16 protein-coding genes and 1 riboswitch are annotated in these 16922 nt (G+C 67.2%); of the genes, 8 read left to right on the forward strand and 8 right to left on the reverse strand.

What is annotated here, in order from left to right; genetic code table 11:
* Positions 1-50 precede the first annotated feature (50 nt).
* From ACZ6DT_RS21715 to rsmA, 3 genes are all read right to left on the reverse strand, one after another.
* Positions 51-1016 carry a 4-(cytidine 5'-diphospho)-2-C-methyl-D-erythritol kinase gene (locus ACZ6DT_RS21715; RefSeq protein ID WP_465598043.1) on the reverse strand — a complete coding sequence of 322 codons (966 nt, stop codon included), beginning with the start codon at positions 1014-1016 and terminating at the stop codon, positions 51-53.
* A 122-nt stretch (positions 1017-1138) separates the two neighbouring features.
* Positions 1139-2149, reverse strand: a complete 1011-nt coding sequence (locus tag ACZ6DT_RS21720) for a methionine ABC transporter ATP-binding protein (RefSeq protein WP_125782491.1) — start codon at positions 2147-2149, stop codon at positions 1139-1141.
* Between the two features lie 210 nt (positions 2150-2359).
* Positions 2360-2450, reverse strand: a riboswitch (SAM riboswitch).
* Positions 2451-2696: 246 nt separating this feature from the next.
* The gene (gene rsmA, locus ACZ6DT_RS21725) at positions 2697-3533 is read right to left on the reverse strand and encodes a 16S rRNA (adenine(1518)-N(6)/adenine(1519)-N(6))-dimethyltransferase RsmA (RefSeq protein ID WP_465598047.1); all 837 of its coding nucleotides are present in this window, start codon (positions 3531-3533) and stop codon (positions 2697-2699) included.
* A 40-nt stretch (positions 3534-3573) separates the two neighbouring features.
* On the opposite strand from rsmA, the gene ACZ6DT_RS21730 reads away from it, so the two are divergent.
* Together ACZ6DT_RS21730 and ACZ6DT_RS21735 are read left to right on the forward strand one after the other, a co-directional pair.
* The gene (locus ACZ6DT_RS21730) at positions 3574-4158 is read left to right on the forward strand and encodes a GNAT family N-acetyltransferase (RefSeq protein WP_465598050.1); all 585 of its coding nucleotides are present in this window, start codon (positions 3574-3576) and stop codon (positions 4156-4158) included.
* 146 nt (positions 4159-4304) lie between these two features.
* Positions 4305-5327, forward strand: a complete 1023-nt coding sequence (locus tag ACZ6DT_RS21735; RefSeq protein ID WP_465598053.1) for a DUF222 domain-containing protein — start codon at positions 4305-4307, stop codon at positions 5325-5327.
* 61 nt (positions 5328-5388) lie between these two features.
* On the opposite strand, the gene ACZ6DT_RS21740 is transcribed toward ACZ6DT_RS21735, so the two are convergent.
* The 3 genes from ACZ6DT_RS21740 to metG form a co-directional block, all read right to left on the reverse strand.
* Complete coding sequence (locus ACZ6DT_RS21740; RefSeq protein ID WP_465598648.1) at positions 5389-6768, reverse strand: transglycosylase family protein; 1380 nt, start codon at positions 6766-6768, stop codon at positions 5389-5391.
* Positions 6769-7180: 412 nt separating this feature from the next.
* Positions 7181-8017 carry a TatD family hydrolase gene (locus ACZ6DT_RS21745; RefSeq protein ID WP_465598056.1) on the reverse strand — a complete coding sequence of 279 codons (837 nt, stop codon included), beginning with the start codon at positions 8015-8017 and terminating at the stop codon, positions 7181-7183.
* Positions 8018-8024: 7 nt separating this feature from the next.
* Positions 8025-9818 carry a methionine--tRNA ligase gene (metG, locus tag ACZ6DT_RS21750; RefSeq protein ID WP_465598059.1) on the reverse strand — a complete coding sequence of 598 codons (1794 nt, stop codon included), beginning with the start codon at positions 9816-9818 and terminating at the stop codon, positions 8025-8027.
* A 62-nt stretch (positions 9819-9880) separates the two neighbouring features.
* On the opposite strand from metG, the gene ACZ6DT_RS21755 reads away from it, so the two are divergent.
* The 5 genes from ACZ6DT_RS21755 to ACZ6DT_RS21775 all read left to right on the forward strand — a co-directional run bounded on the left by ACZ6DT_RS21755 (position 9881) and on the right by ACZ6DT_RS21775 (position 14417).
* A complete protein-coding gene (locus ACZ6DT_RS21755) occupies positions 9881-10474 on the forward strand; it encodes a PadR family transcriptional regulator (RefSeq protein WP_465598062.1) in 594 nt (197 codons plus the stop codon).
* 84 nt (positions 10475-10558) lie between these two features.
* Positions 10559-11569: an ATP-binding cassette domain-containing protein gene (locus ACZ6DT_RS21760; protein ID WP_465598065.1), complete on the forward strand. Its 1011-nt coding sequence runs from the start codon at positions 10559-10561 to the stop codon at positions 11567-11569.
* Positions 11559-12323, forward strand: a complete 765-nt coding sequence (locus ACZ6DT_RS21765) for an ABC transporter permease (protein ID WP_465598068.1) — start codon at positions 11559-11561, stop codon at positions 12321-12323. The genes ACZ6DT_RS21760 and ACZ6DT_RS21765 overlap by 11 nt, the downstream gene beginning before the upstream one ends.
* A gap of 86 nt (positions 12324-12409) precedes the next feature.
* Positions 12410-13030, forward strand: coding sequence for a glycoside hydrolase family 25 protein (locus tag ACZ6DT_RS21770; protein ID WP_465598071.1), 621 nt, complete (start codon positions 12410-12412; stop codon positions 13028-13030).
* Positions 13031-13139: 109 nt separating this feature from the next.
* Positions 13140-14417, forward strand: coding sequence for an aminodeoxychorismate synthase component I (locus ACZ6DT_RS21775; protein WP_465598074.1), 1278 nt, complete (start codon positions 13140-13142; stop codon positions 14415-14417).
* 1 nt (position 14418) lies between these two features.
* Here ACZ6DT_RS21775 and ACZ6DT_RS21780 read toward each other — a convergent pair whose 3' ends face one another.
* On the reverse strand, positions 14419-15378 hold the full coding sequence (locus tag ACZ6DT_RS21780; protein ID WP_465598076.1) for a quinone oxidoreductase family protein: 960 nt from the start codon (positions 15376-15378) through the stop codon (positions 14419-14421).
* Between the two features lie 99 nt (positions 15379-15477).
* Here ACZ6DT_RS21780 and ACZ6DT_RS21785 point away from each other — a divergent pair, with 99 nt between their 5' ends.
* Positions 15478-16032, forward strand: coding sequence for a QsdR family transcriptional regulator (locus ACZ6DT_RS21785; RefSeq protein WP_465598079.1), 555 nt, complete (start codon positions 15478-15480; stop codon positions 16030-16032).
* Here the strand turns inward: ACZ6DT_RS21785 and rsmI are convergent.
* A complete protein-coding gene (rsmI, locus tag ACZ6DT_RS21790; protein ID WP_465598082.1) occupies positions 16029-16865 on the reverse strand; it encodes a 16S rRNA (cytidine(1402)-2'-O)-methyltransferase in 837 nt (278 codons plus the stop codon). The genes ACZ6DT_RS21785 and rsmI overlap by 4 nt on opposite strands.
* Between the last annotated feature and the right edge of the window lie 57 nt (positions 16866-16922).

The following is a 16922-nucleotide window of genomic DNA, read 5'->3' on the forward strand; positions in this document are numbered from 1 at the left end:
CCACAAAGCTTGCAACACAACGAATTAGTCGATGTCCATTCCGGACACCCTCATGCGTGCACCCGAGGCGGCGCCGGCCGCGGCGCGTCATCCCCGCCGACCGGCCGGGCTCCGGGGACCGGCCCGTGCGCGACACGCACCGTGCGACAGACCCCCGCACCGGACAGTTCCGCGGCGATCTCGACGGCCGACTGCGCGTCCGCGCACAGGAAGGCGCAGGTCGGCCCGGATCCGGACACGGTGCCGGCGAGCGCGCCCGCGTTGACCCCGGCCCGCAACGTGCGCCGTAGTCCCGGACGCAACGAGACAGCGGCCGCCTGCAGGTCATTGCCGAGAAGCAGCGCCAGCTGCCGCGGATCACCGGACGCCAGCGCCTCGACCACCGGAGTGTGCGAACCGATCCGCGGCGGGCTGCCCTCTTCACGCAACCTGTCCAGTTCGCCGAACACCCGTGGAGTCGAAAGACCACGCTGGTCGAAGGCCAGAACCCAGTGGAACGTGTGCCGCGACAAGACCGGCACCAGCTCCTCGCCTCGGCCGGTACCCAACGCGGTTCCACCGTAGAGCGCGAAAGGAACGTCACTGCCGAGCTTCGCGGCGATACCCGCCAGCTCGTCGCGGGAGATGTCGAGCTTCCAAAGCGACGCGAGGCCCACCAGGGTCGCGGCCGCGTCGGCGCTGCCACCGGCCATCCCGCCCGCGACCGGAATGCCTTTGCGCAGCACCACTCGGACCTTGGATTCGCCGTCCGCCTTGCCGACGTGCGCGGCCAGTGCCTGTGCCGCCTTCCAGGCGAGGTTGTTGGCCCCTGTCGGCACAACGCCTTCACCTTCGCCGTAGACCTCGACGCCGGGGTCTTCAGTGACCGCGACGGTCACCTCGTCGGTCAGGGAAAGCGCGTGGAACACGGTCACCAGCTCGTGGTAGCCATCCGGGCGTACGTCACCGACCGAGAGGTGCAGGTTGACCTTGGCGGGGACCCTGACGGTCACTGGGGGCGGTACGACGGCGAGCACCAGTCAAGACTACGTGGCCGCTTCACTTGTGCTGTCACCAGGAGAAAAGAGAACAGGACGAGGCAAGCACGAAACGGGCCGCCCGGACAGGTTTCGTCCTGAGCGGCCCGTTCGCGGAGGAATCAGGCGGCGACGCCCTGCGGTCCGCGGACCGGGTGGGTCACGTGGCCGCCGCGTTCGGCGATCCAGGCGAGCGCGGCGTCCGCGCGCTCACCACGCACACCGAGGCGGAACCGGCCGACCGGCGTGTCACCGATCCGGGTCAGACCGCCGCCGATGGTGGCAAGTTCGACGTCGAAACGACCGGCGGCTTCCGGCAGCAGCGCACCGACCGAAGCGAAGCCGACGAGCACGACGTCCACCGCGCGGTCGTACTTCGAGGCCTGCGCCCGCCCGGTCTCGATCGCGGGAAGGAGCGCCTGTGCGGTCCGGCTGTTCGGGTCGGAGACCAAGTCGAGCACGGTTCCCCGTTCGATGATCGCCCCGGCCTCCAGGACCGCGACGTCGTCACAGACACGGCGGACCACGCCGGCGTCGGGAGTGGTGAGCAATACGGTGACTCCGAGCTCGGCACGCGCACGATCGAGCACGGTCAGAACCGCGCCGGACTCCTCGGGCTGCACACCCGCGGTCGGGTCGTCGGCCAAGAGCACGGAGGGCCCGGCGGCGAGAGCCTTGGCGATGGCCACCCGCCGCAACTGCCCCTCGGTCAGGTCGCCCGGCCGCTGTCCCGCCCGGGGGGTGAGCCCGACCAGGTCGAGCAGGTTGCCGACCCGATTGCGGCGCTGTGGCCCGTCGAGGCCCAGCTGTTCGAGCGGCGAAGCGATGTTGCCGGCGATGGTGCGCTCGGCGAGCAATTCCGGTTTGGTGCTTACGACACCGACCTGGCGGCGGATCTCGCGCAGACGACGGCCGTCGAGAGTTCCGGTGTTGAGGCCGTCGAGCCGGACGACCCCGCGGTCGGGGCGCTCCTGAAGGCCGATGCAGCGAGCGAGGGTCGACTTGCCGGAGCCGGCCGGACCCACGACTCCGAAAAGCGAGCCCGCTTGGATGTCCACGCTCACATCACGCAGGGCGACGACGGGATTTCCGTTGAGGGGAAAGGATTTGGACAGGTTTTCGACAGTGATCACGAAGGGCTCCATGCACATGGGGCGCTGCTTCTTTCGAGCGCGCCGACCGTCACCGAGTAACCGTCCGGAACGGACGGATTCAGAGATAAGGGGAAGGACTCAGGCAGTAACGGTGGAGCGTCGACACGCACTTACCGTGCGGCGACCTTCATCGACGACACGTCGCCTGGTCAGCAGGAGCGGGTGGGTGACCCTGTTCATTAGGCACAGCCTCCATCGGTCCTGGCTGTAGCACCTGCCCTGTGGAGGGTGGTTGCTGCGACTTCGGCGAGCCAGGTCTCTCAGTCGCTCGGGATGGTTCACTGAGTAAAACCGATCCCACTGGATGAAAGCAAGCGCGTAGGCGCAGATCACACGTCTGGTCGCGTCCATCATACAGGATGCGGGGTCCATATTCTGAGACAGAGTGAGACGTCCGTAGACCGCGACAGGGGCGCTGCCTGCCAAGACGGGTCCGGCGCAGGCAAATCGAGAAGAGGACTTACGCACTCGTGCTGACCTTGACCAGCTCAGGTCCGCGCGGTGCCGGTCACACCTGCCGCAGCCGTCAGCCGGCCGCCGTGGCGATCCGAGCGAACTGGTGGACATCCAGCTGCTCGCCGCGGGTCTTGGGGTCGATCCCCGCCTTTTCGAGCAACTCCCCCGCGCGTTCGGCGGAACCGGCCCATGACGCCAATGCGGCACGCAAAGTCTTCCGCCGTTGCGAGAAGGCGGCGTCCACCACCGCGAACAGCCGCTCCCGGTCGACGGACGACACCACTTCGCCCCGCTCGAAAGCGACCAGTGCGGAGTCCACATTCGGAACCGGCCAGAACACCGCGCGAGGCACCGCGGCGACCTTGCGCGTCTTCCCGTACCACGCCAGTTTGACGCTGGGCACGCCGTAAGTCCGGCTTCCCGGGCCTGCCGCCATTCGGTCCGCGACCTCGGTCTGGACCATCACGAGACCGCTGGTCAGCGACGGTAACTCGGCGAGCAGGTGAAGCACGACGGGAACCGCGACGTTGTACGGCAGATTCGCGACGAGCGCGGTCGGCTGTGCGGGCAGGTCGTCCGCCGTGATCCGCAAAGCGTCCGCACCGACCACCTTCAGCCTTTCGGCCCCGCCTCGTTCGGCCACGGTGTCCGGCAGCCGCCCCGCCAGCACGGGATCGATCTCGACCGCGACGACCTCGGCACCGGTCGCGAGCAGGCCGAGGGTCAGCGAGCCGAGGCCCGGCCCGACTTCCAGCACGACGTCACCTTCGCCGACCCCGGAAAGATCGACGATGCGGCGCACCGTGTTGGGATCGTGCACGAAGTTCTGGCCGAGCTTCTTGGTCGGACGTACGTCCAGCTCGGCCGCAAGCGCCCTGATCTCCGCAGGGCCGAGCAGTTCAGTCACCCGACGATCGTAGTCAGCCGCGGCAAGCCACGATTGGCCGGTGGACGACGTCGTACTCGAAGGTGACAAAGTCCGGCTGCGTGGCTGGCGGCCGTCCGATCTCCGATCACTCGAAGACCTGCTCGATCCCGCGCGACCTTGGCACAAGACCAACGGGCCCTACTTCGGCACCCCGACCGCGGCGGCCGCCGAATCCACGGCGATCGAACTTACCGCCGCCAAGGCCGAAGGGCCCGATCCCCGCGCCAGCCTCGCCGTGTGCGATGTGGGCGGCGGCAGGGTGATCGGCCGGGTCAGCTGGTACTGGGAAAGCAGGCAGACCGACTGGCGCCGGATGGGGCTGGTCATCTACGACGAGCAGTACTGGGGCGGCGGATTCGGCACCGAGGCCTTGCGCTTGTGGACGACTTACTTGTTCTCCCGCACCGACGCGCTGCGCTTGGACTTCGCGACGTTCTCGGGCAACCCGGGAATGATCGCCGTCGGACGGCGGCTGGGTTTCGTTGAAGAAGGCCGGTTCCGGCGCGCCCGACGCTGGTCCGGCGGCGTGCACGACGCCGTCGTCTACGGGGTGCTCCGCGAGGAGTGGGAACAGCTCAACCCCTCAGACAGGGGGCCGACGTGATCCCGTCCCCATCATCCTTGTGGCGTTTCGAACTGACACCTATCCCACTCCAGTGTGATACGCGCAGGTCGGCGCCCCCGGAGGGTAATGATCATCCACCCGATCGATACCGTGCATTCGTTCGAATTTGCCTCGACAATCGAGGGATGACCAGCACAAACATTCCCAAGGCCTTCCCGCTCAACCTGCCGGAAGGTGACGCCGACCTGCTTCTCGACGAGTTGCAGACACGGCTACGCGAAGGGCGACGTCTGATCGCCGAAGTCGGCCAGATCCTGGCCGAGATCGAGTCCCGCGGTGTCCGTGACCTCTACGGATACAACTCGATCGCCGTCTTTTACGAACATGTCGCTCGGGTGCCTCGAGCGGAGGCCCAGAAGGTGACCGCTCGAGCGCTCGCGCTCAATTCGAGACGGACGCGCGACGGCACGTCGATCGACCCCGTCGCGCCTTTGACCGGTACCGCGGCATCCACCGGCGCGCTGGCCGAGGCCGGCATCGACCGGATCGTCACCGTCATGAAGCGCCTACCCGCCCACATCGCCGCCAGCACGCGGCACGAGGCCGAGAAAGGCTTGGTCGAGCTCGCCGGCGTCGCCAGACCGCGCGACGTCACGGTGGCGGGGACGGAGCTGCTCGCCCGTCTCGACCCGGACGGGAACCCCAAAGACGATCCCAGTCCGAAACTTCAGCGAAGCGAGTTCTGGTTGCGGCAGAAGCGCACCGGTCGTTGGGACCTGCGTGGCAACCTCGACCCCGAAACAGGCGCCCGCCTGAACGCGCTTCTGGTGCCTCGGGCGTATCCGGCTCCGAATGGAGAAGCCGACGATCGCACGCCGGCGGAAAGACGCGGTGACGCTCTCGCGGAGATCGTCGATCTCGCGGAAAGCAGTCCGGACATCCCGTCGCCCCGACAGGCGTCGGAGCGGGTCACCGAGCAGCCTCCGCCCGCGGAGCCGGCCGAGGACCCTGCAAGTCACCCCAAACCGTCCCAGGCGCGGCCTCAGGGCCACCAAAGCCCACACCGTGGCGACGGAGCCGCGCGGCAGGGCAACCCGGCCGAACGATCCCGGAACGTGGCTCATATACGGCCTCCGCGATGGTGGGCACGACTGTCGAGACCGAGATCTGGAGGCGCTACGCCGCCGCAGGAGCCCTTAACGGCCTGAAGGCCACCGTGCGGGGCGGAACCCACACGATGACCTTCAGGAAAGGAGAATTATTCGACGGTCAGGCCTTCTTGCCACAGTGCGGCCAAGCGCCGTAGCCACCGCGATCGTCACGGAGCTTCTCGGCGACAGCGATCTGCTGGGCCTTGCTGGCCTGGTGCGGGTACGCGGCGTACTGATCGCCACCGTAGGCATCCCAGGTGCTCTTGTTGAACTGCAGGCCGCCGTAGTAGCCGTTGCCGGTGTTGGCGGACCAGTTGCCGGTCGACTCGCACTGCGCGATGCGGTCCCAGGCGCCGGCGTCCCCGATGACCGGATCGGCGGGCTTCTTCGTACCGACCTTGACGATCTTGGGCTTGGCCTCGGTGATGACCTCTTCCGAGACCTTCTCGCGGCTGACCTCTTTGCCGTTGCGGTTGGTGACCTTGTAGGTCACGGTCTTCTGGCCAGGGGTGCCCGGGTCTTCGACCTTGGTCTTGCCCTTTTCGAGCCCCGGGTCGTCGACCTTCTGCTCGGGCGGCGCGATTTCCTCGTTCTGCTTGACCATGGTGACGCCGGTCCGGCTGATGTGGACCTCGGCGCCGTCGACCAGCTTGACGTCGAGACCACCGATGGCCTCGTCGTCCGGGCCGAGGGACATCCGGAGCTCACCGAGGAATTCCTTGGTGGTCACCGAGTTGGTCTGAACCTTGCGCGGTTCGTTCGCGCCGTCGTAGACCGTGACGTTTTTGAGGGTCTTGACCTCGACGGTGGCGCCTTCGAGCGGCAGCTCACCGTTCTGCGGGAGCGACGTCCAGGTGCCGGCCTTGGCGAGGTCGGCTCGACCGAGCTGGTTCAGCGCTTCGCCGAGGTTGGTCGCGCGGACCCAGGACTCCTGCTGCGGTGCGCCGTCGACGATCAGGTTGAGCTTGCGGCCGCGCTCCAGCTTGATGACGCCGCCGTCGCCCACCTCCGCTTGGGGCGAGGGCGAGAGCGAGTCGTGCGCGCCGACCGAAAGGCCGGCGTCTTCGAGGACTTCGCCGACCGTGTCACCGAAGCTGTGGACGGTCTGCTGCTTACCGTCGATGTCGAGCGTGACGCTCTTGTTCATCGCCATCGCGGCCGCGCCGCCACCGCCGAGGGTGAGCAGCACCGCCATGACGGTTCCCTTGAGGAACCGCTTCTTCCAGACGCGGGTCGCGCTCGAAATGACCTCGTCCTTGGTCGCGGCCTTCATCGGCGCGCCCGCGGTGCGGTCTGCGGCCATCTCGTCCGGGATGACGATCGGCGGGAGCATGGTGGTCTCGGCGCTGATGAGCCGGACCAGCTCGTCGACGTCGACGTCGATCTCGGCCATCAGCGTGTCGGCGTCGGGGCCGAGTGCGGCCAGGACGTCCTGATGCGTGATGCGCGGATCGTCGGAGTAGTCCAGCTCGCCGTACTGAGTGTCGCGGTCGAGCACGGCAACCGAACCGGAGGAAGCGAAGGTGTTCGTCTCTGCGCCGAGGCGCGAGCCATCCTGCCTACTGCTACCAGTCACTGGGTCGTTCCCTTTCCCAAGACGTCGAGGAGCTCGACAACCACTCCACTACGTCCTTCGTCTCGATGCGCACTTCGGCACACCTCTAGAAGTCCGACACCCGCAGCCAGCGCCATCGTCACGGTTCCAGGCCGTACCTCTCCTGTTTCCGCTTCCCCGACGTGCACTGACGTGACTGTGGGCGTAACAGCCGGAAACCGCATGAGCGGTACCGACCGGCACGATCACGGGACAGTAACGAACCTCACTGGGTTGCGCAAACACCACCCGGAGTGTCGTGACGTTGGTCACTCATCAGAGTGGACCATTGTTGATCACTAATGTCGCAATCCGTTTAACCGGCGGTGACTGTGAGCAAACCGAAGACCCGCTCAGCGGTCACCCGCACCGATTCGGCCACCTCGTGCACCGCCTCGCCTCTGAGCGAGGCGAGATGGCGAACCGTGTAGGCGGCGCAGTAGGGCTCGTTCGGCCGCCCCCGGAACGGATGCGGGGTCAGGAACGGCGCGTCCGTTTCGACGAGGTACTGGTCCGCCGGCACGATCCGTGCCGCCTCGTGGAGACCGCGGGCGTTGCGGAAACTGACCGTTCCCGCGAACGAGAGGACATATCCCGCGTCGACGCACCGGCGCGCGATGTGCTCGTCCCCCGAAAAACAGTGGAAGACGACCTGGTCGGGCGCACCCTCTTCCTCGAGGATCCGGAGGACGTCGTCGTGGGCGTCTCGATCATGGATCATCAGCGGTTTGCCGATCCGCTTGGCGAGATCGATGTGCCATCGGAAGGCGTCCTGTTGCGCGTCGTGCGGCGAGTAGTCCCAGTAGTAGTCGAGGCCGGTCTCCCCGACCGCGACCACCCTGGACTCTTTCGCGAGACTCTCCACTTCGGATTTCTCGGCCTCGCCGAATTCCTTGGTACGCGTGGGATGGATCGCGACGGCGGCCCAGACCCGAGTGTCCCAAGTGGACGCTTGCGCGGCCCAGCGAGCGGACGCGAGATCGTCCGCGACGGTGATCACCCGCGAAACACCGGCGCGTTCGGCGCGGTCGACCATGGCTGTCACATCAGCCGCGGTGACCGCGCCGCACGCGTCGAGGTGGGTATGCGCGTCCACCACCGAAACCGGCAACCGGTCCGGGATCGGCGGCAACTCTTTCTTCTCCGCACCCATCAGCTGGTCATTTCGAGATCGGCGCCCATTCGGGACCGGTCTCGCCGAGTTCCGGGTCCAGCTTGGCGAACAACGGGGACGGCTTCTCCAGCGGCTTGCCGACCTCGATCGGCACGGACTTCCAGCGCGCCTGCTCGGCCTTGTAGTCCCCGGTGATAATGGGGTTGATCCGGCCGGGGATGTCGAGGTCCTCGACTTCCCGCAGTTCGGGCTGGGCCGCCCAGACACCGGTGCCGCCGAGTGCCTCGTGCACCTTCTGCGCCGAGTGGGGCAGGAAGGGGGTCAGCAACGTGTTGGCGTCCGAGACGACCTGCAGGGCGGTGTGCAGGACACTGTCGCGGCGAGCCGGGTCGTCCTTGAGTTTCCAGGGTTCCTGATCCGAGAGGTACCGGTTCGCGGCGGTCACAACGCGCATGGCCTCGCTGGCCGCCGCCTTGAACCGGGACCGCTGCAGATGGGCGCCGGCGGTGTCGAACGCCTTGCGGGAGAGCTCCTTGAGCTCCTCGTCGGCGGCCGTGGGGGCGTCAGGACGCGGAATGGCTCCGACGTTCTTGTGGGCCATGGAAATGGACCGGTTGACGAGGTTGCCCCACTCGTTGGCCAGCTCGAAGTTGGTCCGGCGGACGAATTCGTCCCAGGTGAAGTCGGTGTCCTGGGTCTCGGGACCCGCGACCGAGATGAAGTACCGGAGCGCGTCCGGGCCGAACTCTCGCAGGAAGTCGTGGACGTAGATGACCGTGCCACGCGAAGTCGAGAACTTCGAGCCGCTCATCGTGAGGAACTCGCTGGAAACGATCTCGTCGGGCAGGTGCAGCTTGCCGTACTTGCCCGCCGCCCCACCGCGATCACCCTCGCCGTTGTGACCGAAGAGCAGTGCAGGCCAGATCTGGGCGTGGAAGGTGATGTTGTCCTTGCCCATGAAGTAGTAGGAACGGGCGTCCGGGTTGTTCCACCACTCCTGCCAGGCGTCCGGGTTGCCGGAGCGGCGTGCCCACTCGACGCTCGCCGAGAAATAGCCGATGACCGCGTCGAACCAGACGTAGAAGCGCTTGAGCGGCTGGTCGCGCCAGTCGTCCAGCGGGATCTTCACGCCCCAGTCGAGATCGCGGGTGATCGGCCGCGGCCGCATGTCGTCGATCAGGTTCTTCGTGAAATTGAGGACGTTCGGGCGCCAGTCGGTCTTGCTGGACAGCCACTTGCCCAAGGTTTCGACGAACGCCGTCAGGTCGAGGAAGTAGTGCTCGGTCTCGACGAATTTCGGCGTTTCACCGTTGATCCGCGACTTCGGGTTGATCAGCTCGGCGGCGTCGAGCTGGTTGCCGCAGTTGTCGCATTGGTCGCCGCGCGCGCCGTCGTAACCGCAGATCGGGCACGTGCCCTCGATGTAGCGGTCGGGCAGGGTGCGGCCGGTCGACGGGCTGATCGCGCCCCGGGTCGTCTTCGGGACGACGTAGCCGTTGCGGTGCAGCGCGAGGAAGATCTGCTGCGTGACCTCGGCGTGGTTACCCGTGGTGGTGCGGGTGAACAGGTCGTAGGTGAGACCGAGTCCCTGCAGGTCCTGGCCGATCTGACGGGTGTACTTGTCGGCCGTCTGCTGGGAGGTCATGCCTTCCTTGTCGGCCTGGACGGTGATCGGGGTGCCGTGTTCGTCGGTGCCGGACACCATGAGCACCCGGTTGCCGGCCATTCGCTGGTAGCGGGAGAAGACGTCGGACGGGACGCCGAATCCGGACACGTGGCCGATGTGGCGGGGGCCGTTGGCGTAGGGCCAGGCCACCGCAGTCAACACTGGGGTGCTCATGCTTGTTTAGCCTACGGACGTCGTCCAAGGCATTGTTGTCCGGGAGAGGATCGGAGGCCTCGGTGTCCGCCACGCGTCTGCTGGTGCTGGGTGTCGTGCGCATGTACGGGAAGGCGCACGGCTACCAGGTCCGACGCGAACTTCTCTCGTGGGCGGCCGACAAGTGGGGCAATGTCCAGCCCGGTTCGATTTATCACGCGTTGAAGAAGATGACCACCGAAGGCCTCTTGGAACAGGTCGAGGACGTCGAGGCGGGCGGCGGGCCCGACCGGACCGCGTACAGGCTGACCGAAGACGGCGAGACCGAGTTCCTCGTGCAGCTCGGCAGGGCGTTGTCGAGCGACGACGCGACCGGGTACTCGCTGTCGGCGGCGGTCACGTTCATGCCGACGTTGCCCCGCGCGCAGGTCCTGGCCCTCCTGAAACAGCAACTGGCGAATATGGAAGCACACGCCCAGTCGACTCATTACGCCCGCGAACACGCCGTCGACCTGGGCAAACCGCCCCACGTGAGCGAGCTGTACCGCCTGTGGAGCGCGCACGCGGAAGCGAACGTGACGTGGATGCGGGATCTGATCGGCCGTCTCGAAGCCGGCGAGTACGTGATGGCGGGCGAAGGCGATGAGGACTCGGTGTTCGGCGCACCGCCCCGGTAATCAAATTTGACTACGGAACGACTTCTAGGGCACAGTCCCGTCAGCTAGTCAAACTTGACTAGCTGAGGTCGGAAAGGGGTAGACATGATCAAGGCACGCGGCCTTGAGCGGCGTTTCCGCCGCAAGGGCCGCAATGGGGGCGAGGTCCACGCCGTCAAAGGCGTCGATCTCGACGTGTCGGCCGGAGAACTGGTCGGCTTCCTCGGACCGAACGGCGCCGGGAAGACCACGACCCTGCGCATGCTGACGACGCTCCTCAAGCCCACCGCGGGCGAAGCGACGGTCGGCGGCTGTGACCTGCTCACCGACCCGCTGGGGGTGCGCAGGCGAATCGGCTACGTCGCCCAAGGCGGCGGCACCGCGCCGGCGAGCAAGGTCGTCGAGGAGATCGAGTTCCAAGGCAGGCTGTACCGGATGAGCAAGGCGGACGCGCTCGCGCGCGGGGCCGTCCTCGCCGAACAGCTGGACCTGGCCGGACTCGACCAGCGCACGACCGCGACCCTGTCGGGCGGGCAGCGCCGCCGGCTCGACATCGCGCTAGGGCTCATCCACTCACCCGGTCTCGTCTTCCTCGACGAACCGTCGACGGGACTCGACCCGCAGAGCCGGGCGAACCTGTGGGACCACATCCGCAGGCTGCGCGACGAGCAGGGAGTCACGGTCTTCTTGACGACGCACTATCTGGACGAGGCCGACGCGCTCTCGGACCGGCTGATCGTCATCGACGACGGGAAGATCGTCGCCGAAGGAACACCGGACTCGTTGAAGGCGAGGGTTTCCGGTGACAGTGTCGTGATCGGCGTCTCACCGGCATCGGCGGCGGAGACCGCGGAGATCGCGGGCCGTCTCGAAGGAGCGCACGAGATGACCGTTTCCGACGGCACCGTGCGTTTCCGGGTGCCGCGCGGGGACACCGCGATGCCCGAATTGCTGCGGGCGCTGGACGCGCGTGGCATCGCGATGACGTCCATGCAGGTGCACCGGCCGACGCTCGACGACGTCTTCCTGACCCTGACGGGACGGAGCCTGCGCGACGCCGAAGAGGGCGCGTCGATCGACGACGCCGCGGAAAAAGAGGCCACCCATGTTGCATGACACCTGGTTGATCTTCCGCCGTGACATGCTCGCGGCGTTGCGCAACCCGACGTGGCTCGCCATCGGCATCATGCAGCCGCTTCTCTATTTGTTCTTCTTCGGGCCGCTTCTGGTGAAGGCGCTCAACGCGCAAGGCCTGTCCGATGTGGACGGCTGGATGATCTTCACGCCGGCGATCATCGCGCAGCTCGCGCTGTTCGGCAGCTCTTTCGTCGGGTTCGGGCTTCTCGCGGAGTTCCGTTCGGGCGTGGTCGAACGGATGCGGGTCACGCCGGTGAGCCGGGTGGCGTTGTTGCTGGGCAAGGTGCTCGCCAACGCGCTGCAGACGGTCGTCCAGGCGTTGCTCATCATCGCGCTGGCGTATCTGGTCTTCGACCTGAACGCGCCGTTCGGCGGCGTCGTGCTCAGCCTGGTGATCGTCTTCCTTCTGTCGGTCACGTTGGCGTCGTGCTCATACGCGCTGGCGCTGACCCTCAAGAGCGAAGACACCTTCCCGGCTTTGCTCAACGCGGTTCTCATGCCGTTGCTGCTGCTTTCCGGAATCCTGATCCCGATCACCGCGGGCTCGGCGCCGGAGTGGCTGTACACGATTTCCCGGTTCAATCCGTTCCGACACGTGGTGGATGTCGAGCGGAACAGTTTCCGCGGTGACTTCTCGATGGACGCGTTGTTCACCGGGAGCGTCGTGGTGCTGGTCATGGCCGTTCTGGCCATCTGGTGGGGCGCGAGGACGTTCCAACGCGAAAACGCCTGAGACACGCTGTACCGAAAGGTCACCTTACGGTCGCTCCGCCGACGTAAGGTGACCTTTCGGTCGTACTGGGGCGAAATTCGAGGCAGGTGAGTTCGATCGATCCGGAAGGTGAGCACGGCGTCACCCTGTCCCACCGCGAGACGGTGACGGACTGGCTGGCGGTGCGCGGTGCCGACATCCGGTTCGCGTCGGTCACCGTCACCGAGAACACCAACTGGCGGGACGTCGTGGCGGAACGCAATCTGGCCGGCGCGCAGGACGCCGGTATCCACACCGGCGCACGGCACTACGCACGGCCCGGCGCCGTCCACGACCAGGCCGAGCATTTCGTGCGGACGGCGAGCGCGCTCGGTGCCTTCGCACCCGGTTCGCTCGCGCCGGCGCTCGAAGTGGAGGCGCCCAGCGTCGACGACCGGTTCATCAAGGCGTGGATCAAACATGTCAGGCACGCCGCGCGCGTCGAACGCGTTCTCGTGTACGCGGGGCTCGACTGCTGGACGAACCGCTTGCGGCCGGACAAGTGGGCGGACAGCGAAGTGGTGTTGTGGCTGGTCAGGCATAACGAAATCCCGGGAAGGCCCGGCTGGTTCCACTCGCGGCTGGGATTGCACCAGCACGGTTTCGGCACGGGACTGCCCGGTGTGGACGGACCGATCGCGCAGGACGCCGTGGTCTATCCCTTCAAGCTCACGGACGTACTTCTGTAGTGCCCACTCCGTGACGAGGGATGTGCGTGTTGTAGCCGCTTGGTCGCGGATCTCACTTTCCGGTGGACGCGGGTTGCGTTTCCGGCCACTCGAACGGTGACAATGTCGCGTGCGGTTGATGTGCCGGAGGCTGCGGACGGACGTCGGGCCCGAACGGGCACTGGCGGTTCTCGGAGTACGCGCCAGGAACCTCGGTCTCGCGCCGCCTGCCGCGCTTTGCGGAGAGTGGTTCTCTTCGCGCGCGATCATCGCGCTGAGCGCTTCCTTGACTCCGGTCCGGGATGTGGCCGAAGCGTTCGCGATCCCCGCTCGGATGCCTTTCGTTCGTGACGCGGTGCCCGGCGCCGTCGGAGGCGGCTGGTTCGGTTACCTGGGCTATGACCTGATCGATCCGTCGGGCCGATCCGGCGCGCTTCCTCCGGCCGCCTGGGGCTGGGTCGACAGGGTGCTGCGGCTGGACGCGGACGGTTCGTGGTGGTTCGAAGCCCTCGTTCCCGACGGCGCCCCGGATCCCGTCGACGAAGTGGCCGCGGTGGAATCCTCGCTCGCCGAGGCTCCCGATGCGCCGGCTTGGAGTTCCGGCCCGTTATCGCGTCCGCTTCCGTCGGAGCACTATGACGCCGTCAAGGCGTGTGTGCACGCGATCGAAGCCGGCGAGCTGTTCCAGGCGAACATCTGCGCCCGCTTCAGCGGAGACTTCACCGGCGATCCGATCGCGTTGTTCGCCGAAGGCGCTCGTCGACTCGGAGCCCGCCGAGCGGCGTTCCTCGCCGGCGACTGGGGCTCGGTCGTCTCGTTCTCCCCGGAACTTTTCCTTGCCAGGCGCGGACATCATGTCCGGTCGACGCCGATCAAGGGCACGCTGCCACGGAGGGACGCTTCCGACGAGCACCTCGCGCAGCGGCTGCGGGAATCCACCAAGGACGTCGCCGAGAACGTGATGATCACCGATCTCGTCCGCAACGATCTCGGCCGGGTATGCGCCACCGGCACGGTGCGTGTCCCCGAACTGCTCGCGGTCCGGCCCGCGCCGGGCGTCTGGCATCTGGAGTCCACTGTGGAGGGATCGCTCGCCGACGGTGTCGACGACGCGGCCTTGCTCGCGGCCACCTTCCCGCCGGGTTCGGTGACGGGGGCGCCGAAGATCCGGGCGCTGGATCTGATCGCCGAGCTGGAGCCTGCCGCGCGCGGCGTCTACACGGGCGCGATCGGACTCGCTTCGCCGATCGCCGGGCTGGAACTGAATGTCGCGATCAGAACCTTCGAAATCCACGAAGGCACGATCGAGCTGGGAGTCGGCGGCGGGATCACCGCCGACTCCGACAGCGAAGCGGAATGGCAGGAATGCCTGCACAAATCCGCTCCGCTGGAGGGCCTGCTCGGTTGAGCTACTTGGCGGGGTCCAGCAGGAGCTTGCCCATCGTGCCGCGCGAGCGCAGGGCCTCGTGGGCGGCGCGTGCGTCGGACAGCGCGTACTCGCCACCAGCGACGGCACGGACCCGGCCCGCGAGGGCCAGCTCGAAAAGCTCGTCGAGCGCGCGGCCGAAAACGTTTCCGGGGAGTTTGAAGACGTGCGGGAGCCACATGCCGGACACGGTGGTGCTGTGCCCGAGGAGGTTGCGGGCCTCGATCGGCTTCGGCTGCTCGCGGCTGGCCATACCGTAGAACGCGAGGCGGCCGAACGGCGCGAGGGCGGCGATGCTCTGGTCCGTGACGATGCCGCCGGTCATGTCGAGCACGATGTCGACACGCTTGCCACCGTTCGCCTCGCGAAGCGCGTCGGTCATGTTTTCGGCGCGCGAATCGATGGCGACGTCGGCTCCGAGCTCGAGGGCGAGGGCGCGCTTCTCGTCGCTGCTGGCGGTCGCGATGACCCGGCTCGCTCCCCAGGCTTTCGCGAGCTGCACGGCGATGGAGCCGACCCCGCCCGCGGCCGCGTGCACGACGACGGATTCGCCGGGTTCGAGGTGGGCGGTCTTGCGCAGCAGGAGTGAGGCGGTGGTGCCCTGGACGATGAAGGACAGCGCGGTCAGGTCATCGACGCCGTCGGGCACCGCGAAACTGGTGACCTCGTCGGCCACCGCGCGCTCGGCGTAGCCGCCGCCTCCGTTGAGCAGCGCGACGACACGCTTGCCGTCGGCGGCACGGCCGACGACCTCGCCACCGGGCACGAGCGGGAGCTCGCTCGGCGCGAGGTAGGAGTTCTCGGCCTGATGCGTGTCGGCGTAGTTGACGCCGATCCGGTCGACCTTTACCAGCAGCTGACCCGGGCCGGGGACGGGATCGGGCAGGTCGACGAGGTTGAGCACCTCGGGTCCGCCGAATTCGGTCACCTGTACTGCGCGCATCCGCATCCTCCTCTTCGAGATGAGACATTCTTGCATATGTCTCACCCTTGAGACATGCCGTGATATGTTTCACTCATCGAAACCGCACTCGAACGCCAGTTGACTTCGCCGCGCCCGGACGCTCTGCGCGCGTTCACGCTCGCGCGCGCCCGGTTCCTGGAAGGGCGCCGGGTGGACATGGGCGACCTCGCGGGCGAGCTGGGGATCAGCCGCGCCACCCTGCACCGCTGGGTCGGCGGCCGGGATCAGTTGCTCGGCGAGATCCTGTGGTCGATGACCGTGAAAGTATTCGAAGCACGCGCTTCGGGCGAACTCGGACGCGGCACGGAAGGGATCGCCGAGCTCGTCGGCACCTTCGTCCGGACCGTGAACGGTTCGAAACCGTTCCGGGAGTTCCTGCGCAACGAGCCCGAGCGGGCGCTGCGGATCCTGACGACGAAGGCCAGCGTGGTGCAGAGTCGCGCGATCGCGAAAATGCGCGAGTTCCTGGACGAAGAGGTCGCGGCCGGACGACTCACCCCGCCACTGCCGGTCGAGGACCTGGCCTACCTGCTGGTGCGGATCGGCGAGTCGTTCATCTACACCGACGTCATCACCGGCGCGGAACCCGATGCCGCGAAGGCGTATGCGGCCGTGAAGGCCTTGCTCTCCTAGTTTTTACGCGACGCGAGCACGGCGTCGTACAGTTCCTTCTTCGACACACCTGTCGCTTCGGCGACTTCGGCGGCGGCGGACTTGAGGCGTTCGCCGGCCGCGACCCGCGACGAGACTTCCGAGACCAGGTCCTCGACGCTCACCGAACGCGGCGGCGCCCCCGAGAGAACGACGGTGATCTCACCCTTGACCCCGCCGGCGGCCCAGGCGGCCAGCTCCGGCAGATTGCCGCGTTTGACCTCTTCGTAGGTTTTGGTCAGTTCGCGGCACACGGCCGCTCGGCGGTCGGGGCCCAGGACCTCGGCGGCGTCGGCGAGCGTGCTGGCGAGGCGATGCGGAGATTCGAAAAACACTGCCGTGCGGGGCTCGTCCTTCAGCGAACCGAGCCATTTCGCGCGTTCACCGGGCTTGCGCGGGGCGAACCCTTCGAAACAGAAACGGTCGCACGGCAGGCCGGACAACGCGAGCGCCGTGGTCACCGCGGACGGGCCGGGCAGGCAGGTCACCGGAACCTCCGCCTCCACACAGGCCGCCACCAGCCGGAAGCCGGGATCCGAGACACTCGGCATGCCGGCGTCGGTCACCAAGACCACCGTCTCCCCCGACTGGAGCGATTCGAGCAGTTTCGGCAGGCGAGCGGTCTCGACGTCCTCGTAGAAGCTGACCACGCGGCCGGTCGGCGAAACGCCGAGGGCGGCGGTGAGGGAGCGCAGGCGCCGGGTGTCCTCCGCGGCGATCACGCCGGCCGTCGCGAGGGCTTCGGACAGGCGCGGCGAAGCGTCGCGGACGTCTCCGAGCGGGGTGGCTGCCAGCACGAGGCGTCCTTCGGTCATTCCCGAAGGTTAACCGGTTCGCAGATCCGGACACCGAGTTCACTCTTCCGCCCGTAG

This window comes from Amycolatopsis sp. NPDC041971, assembly GCF_055588925.1.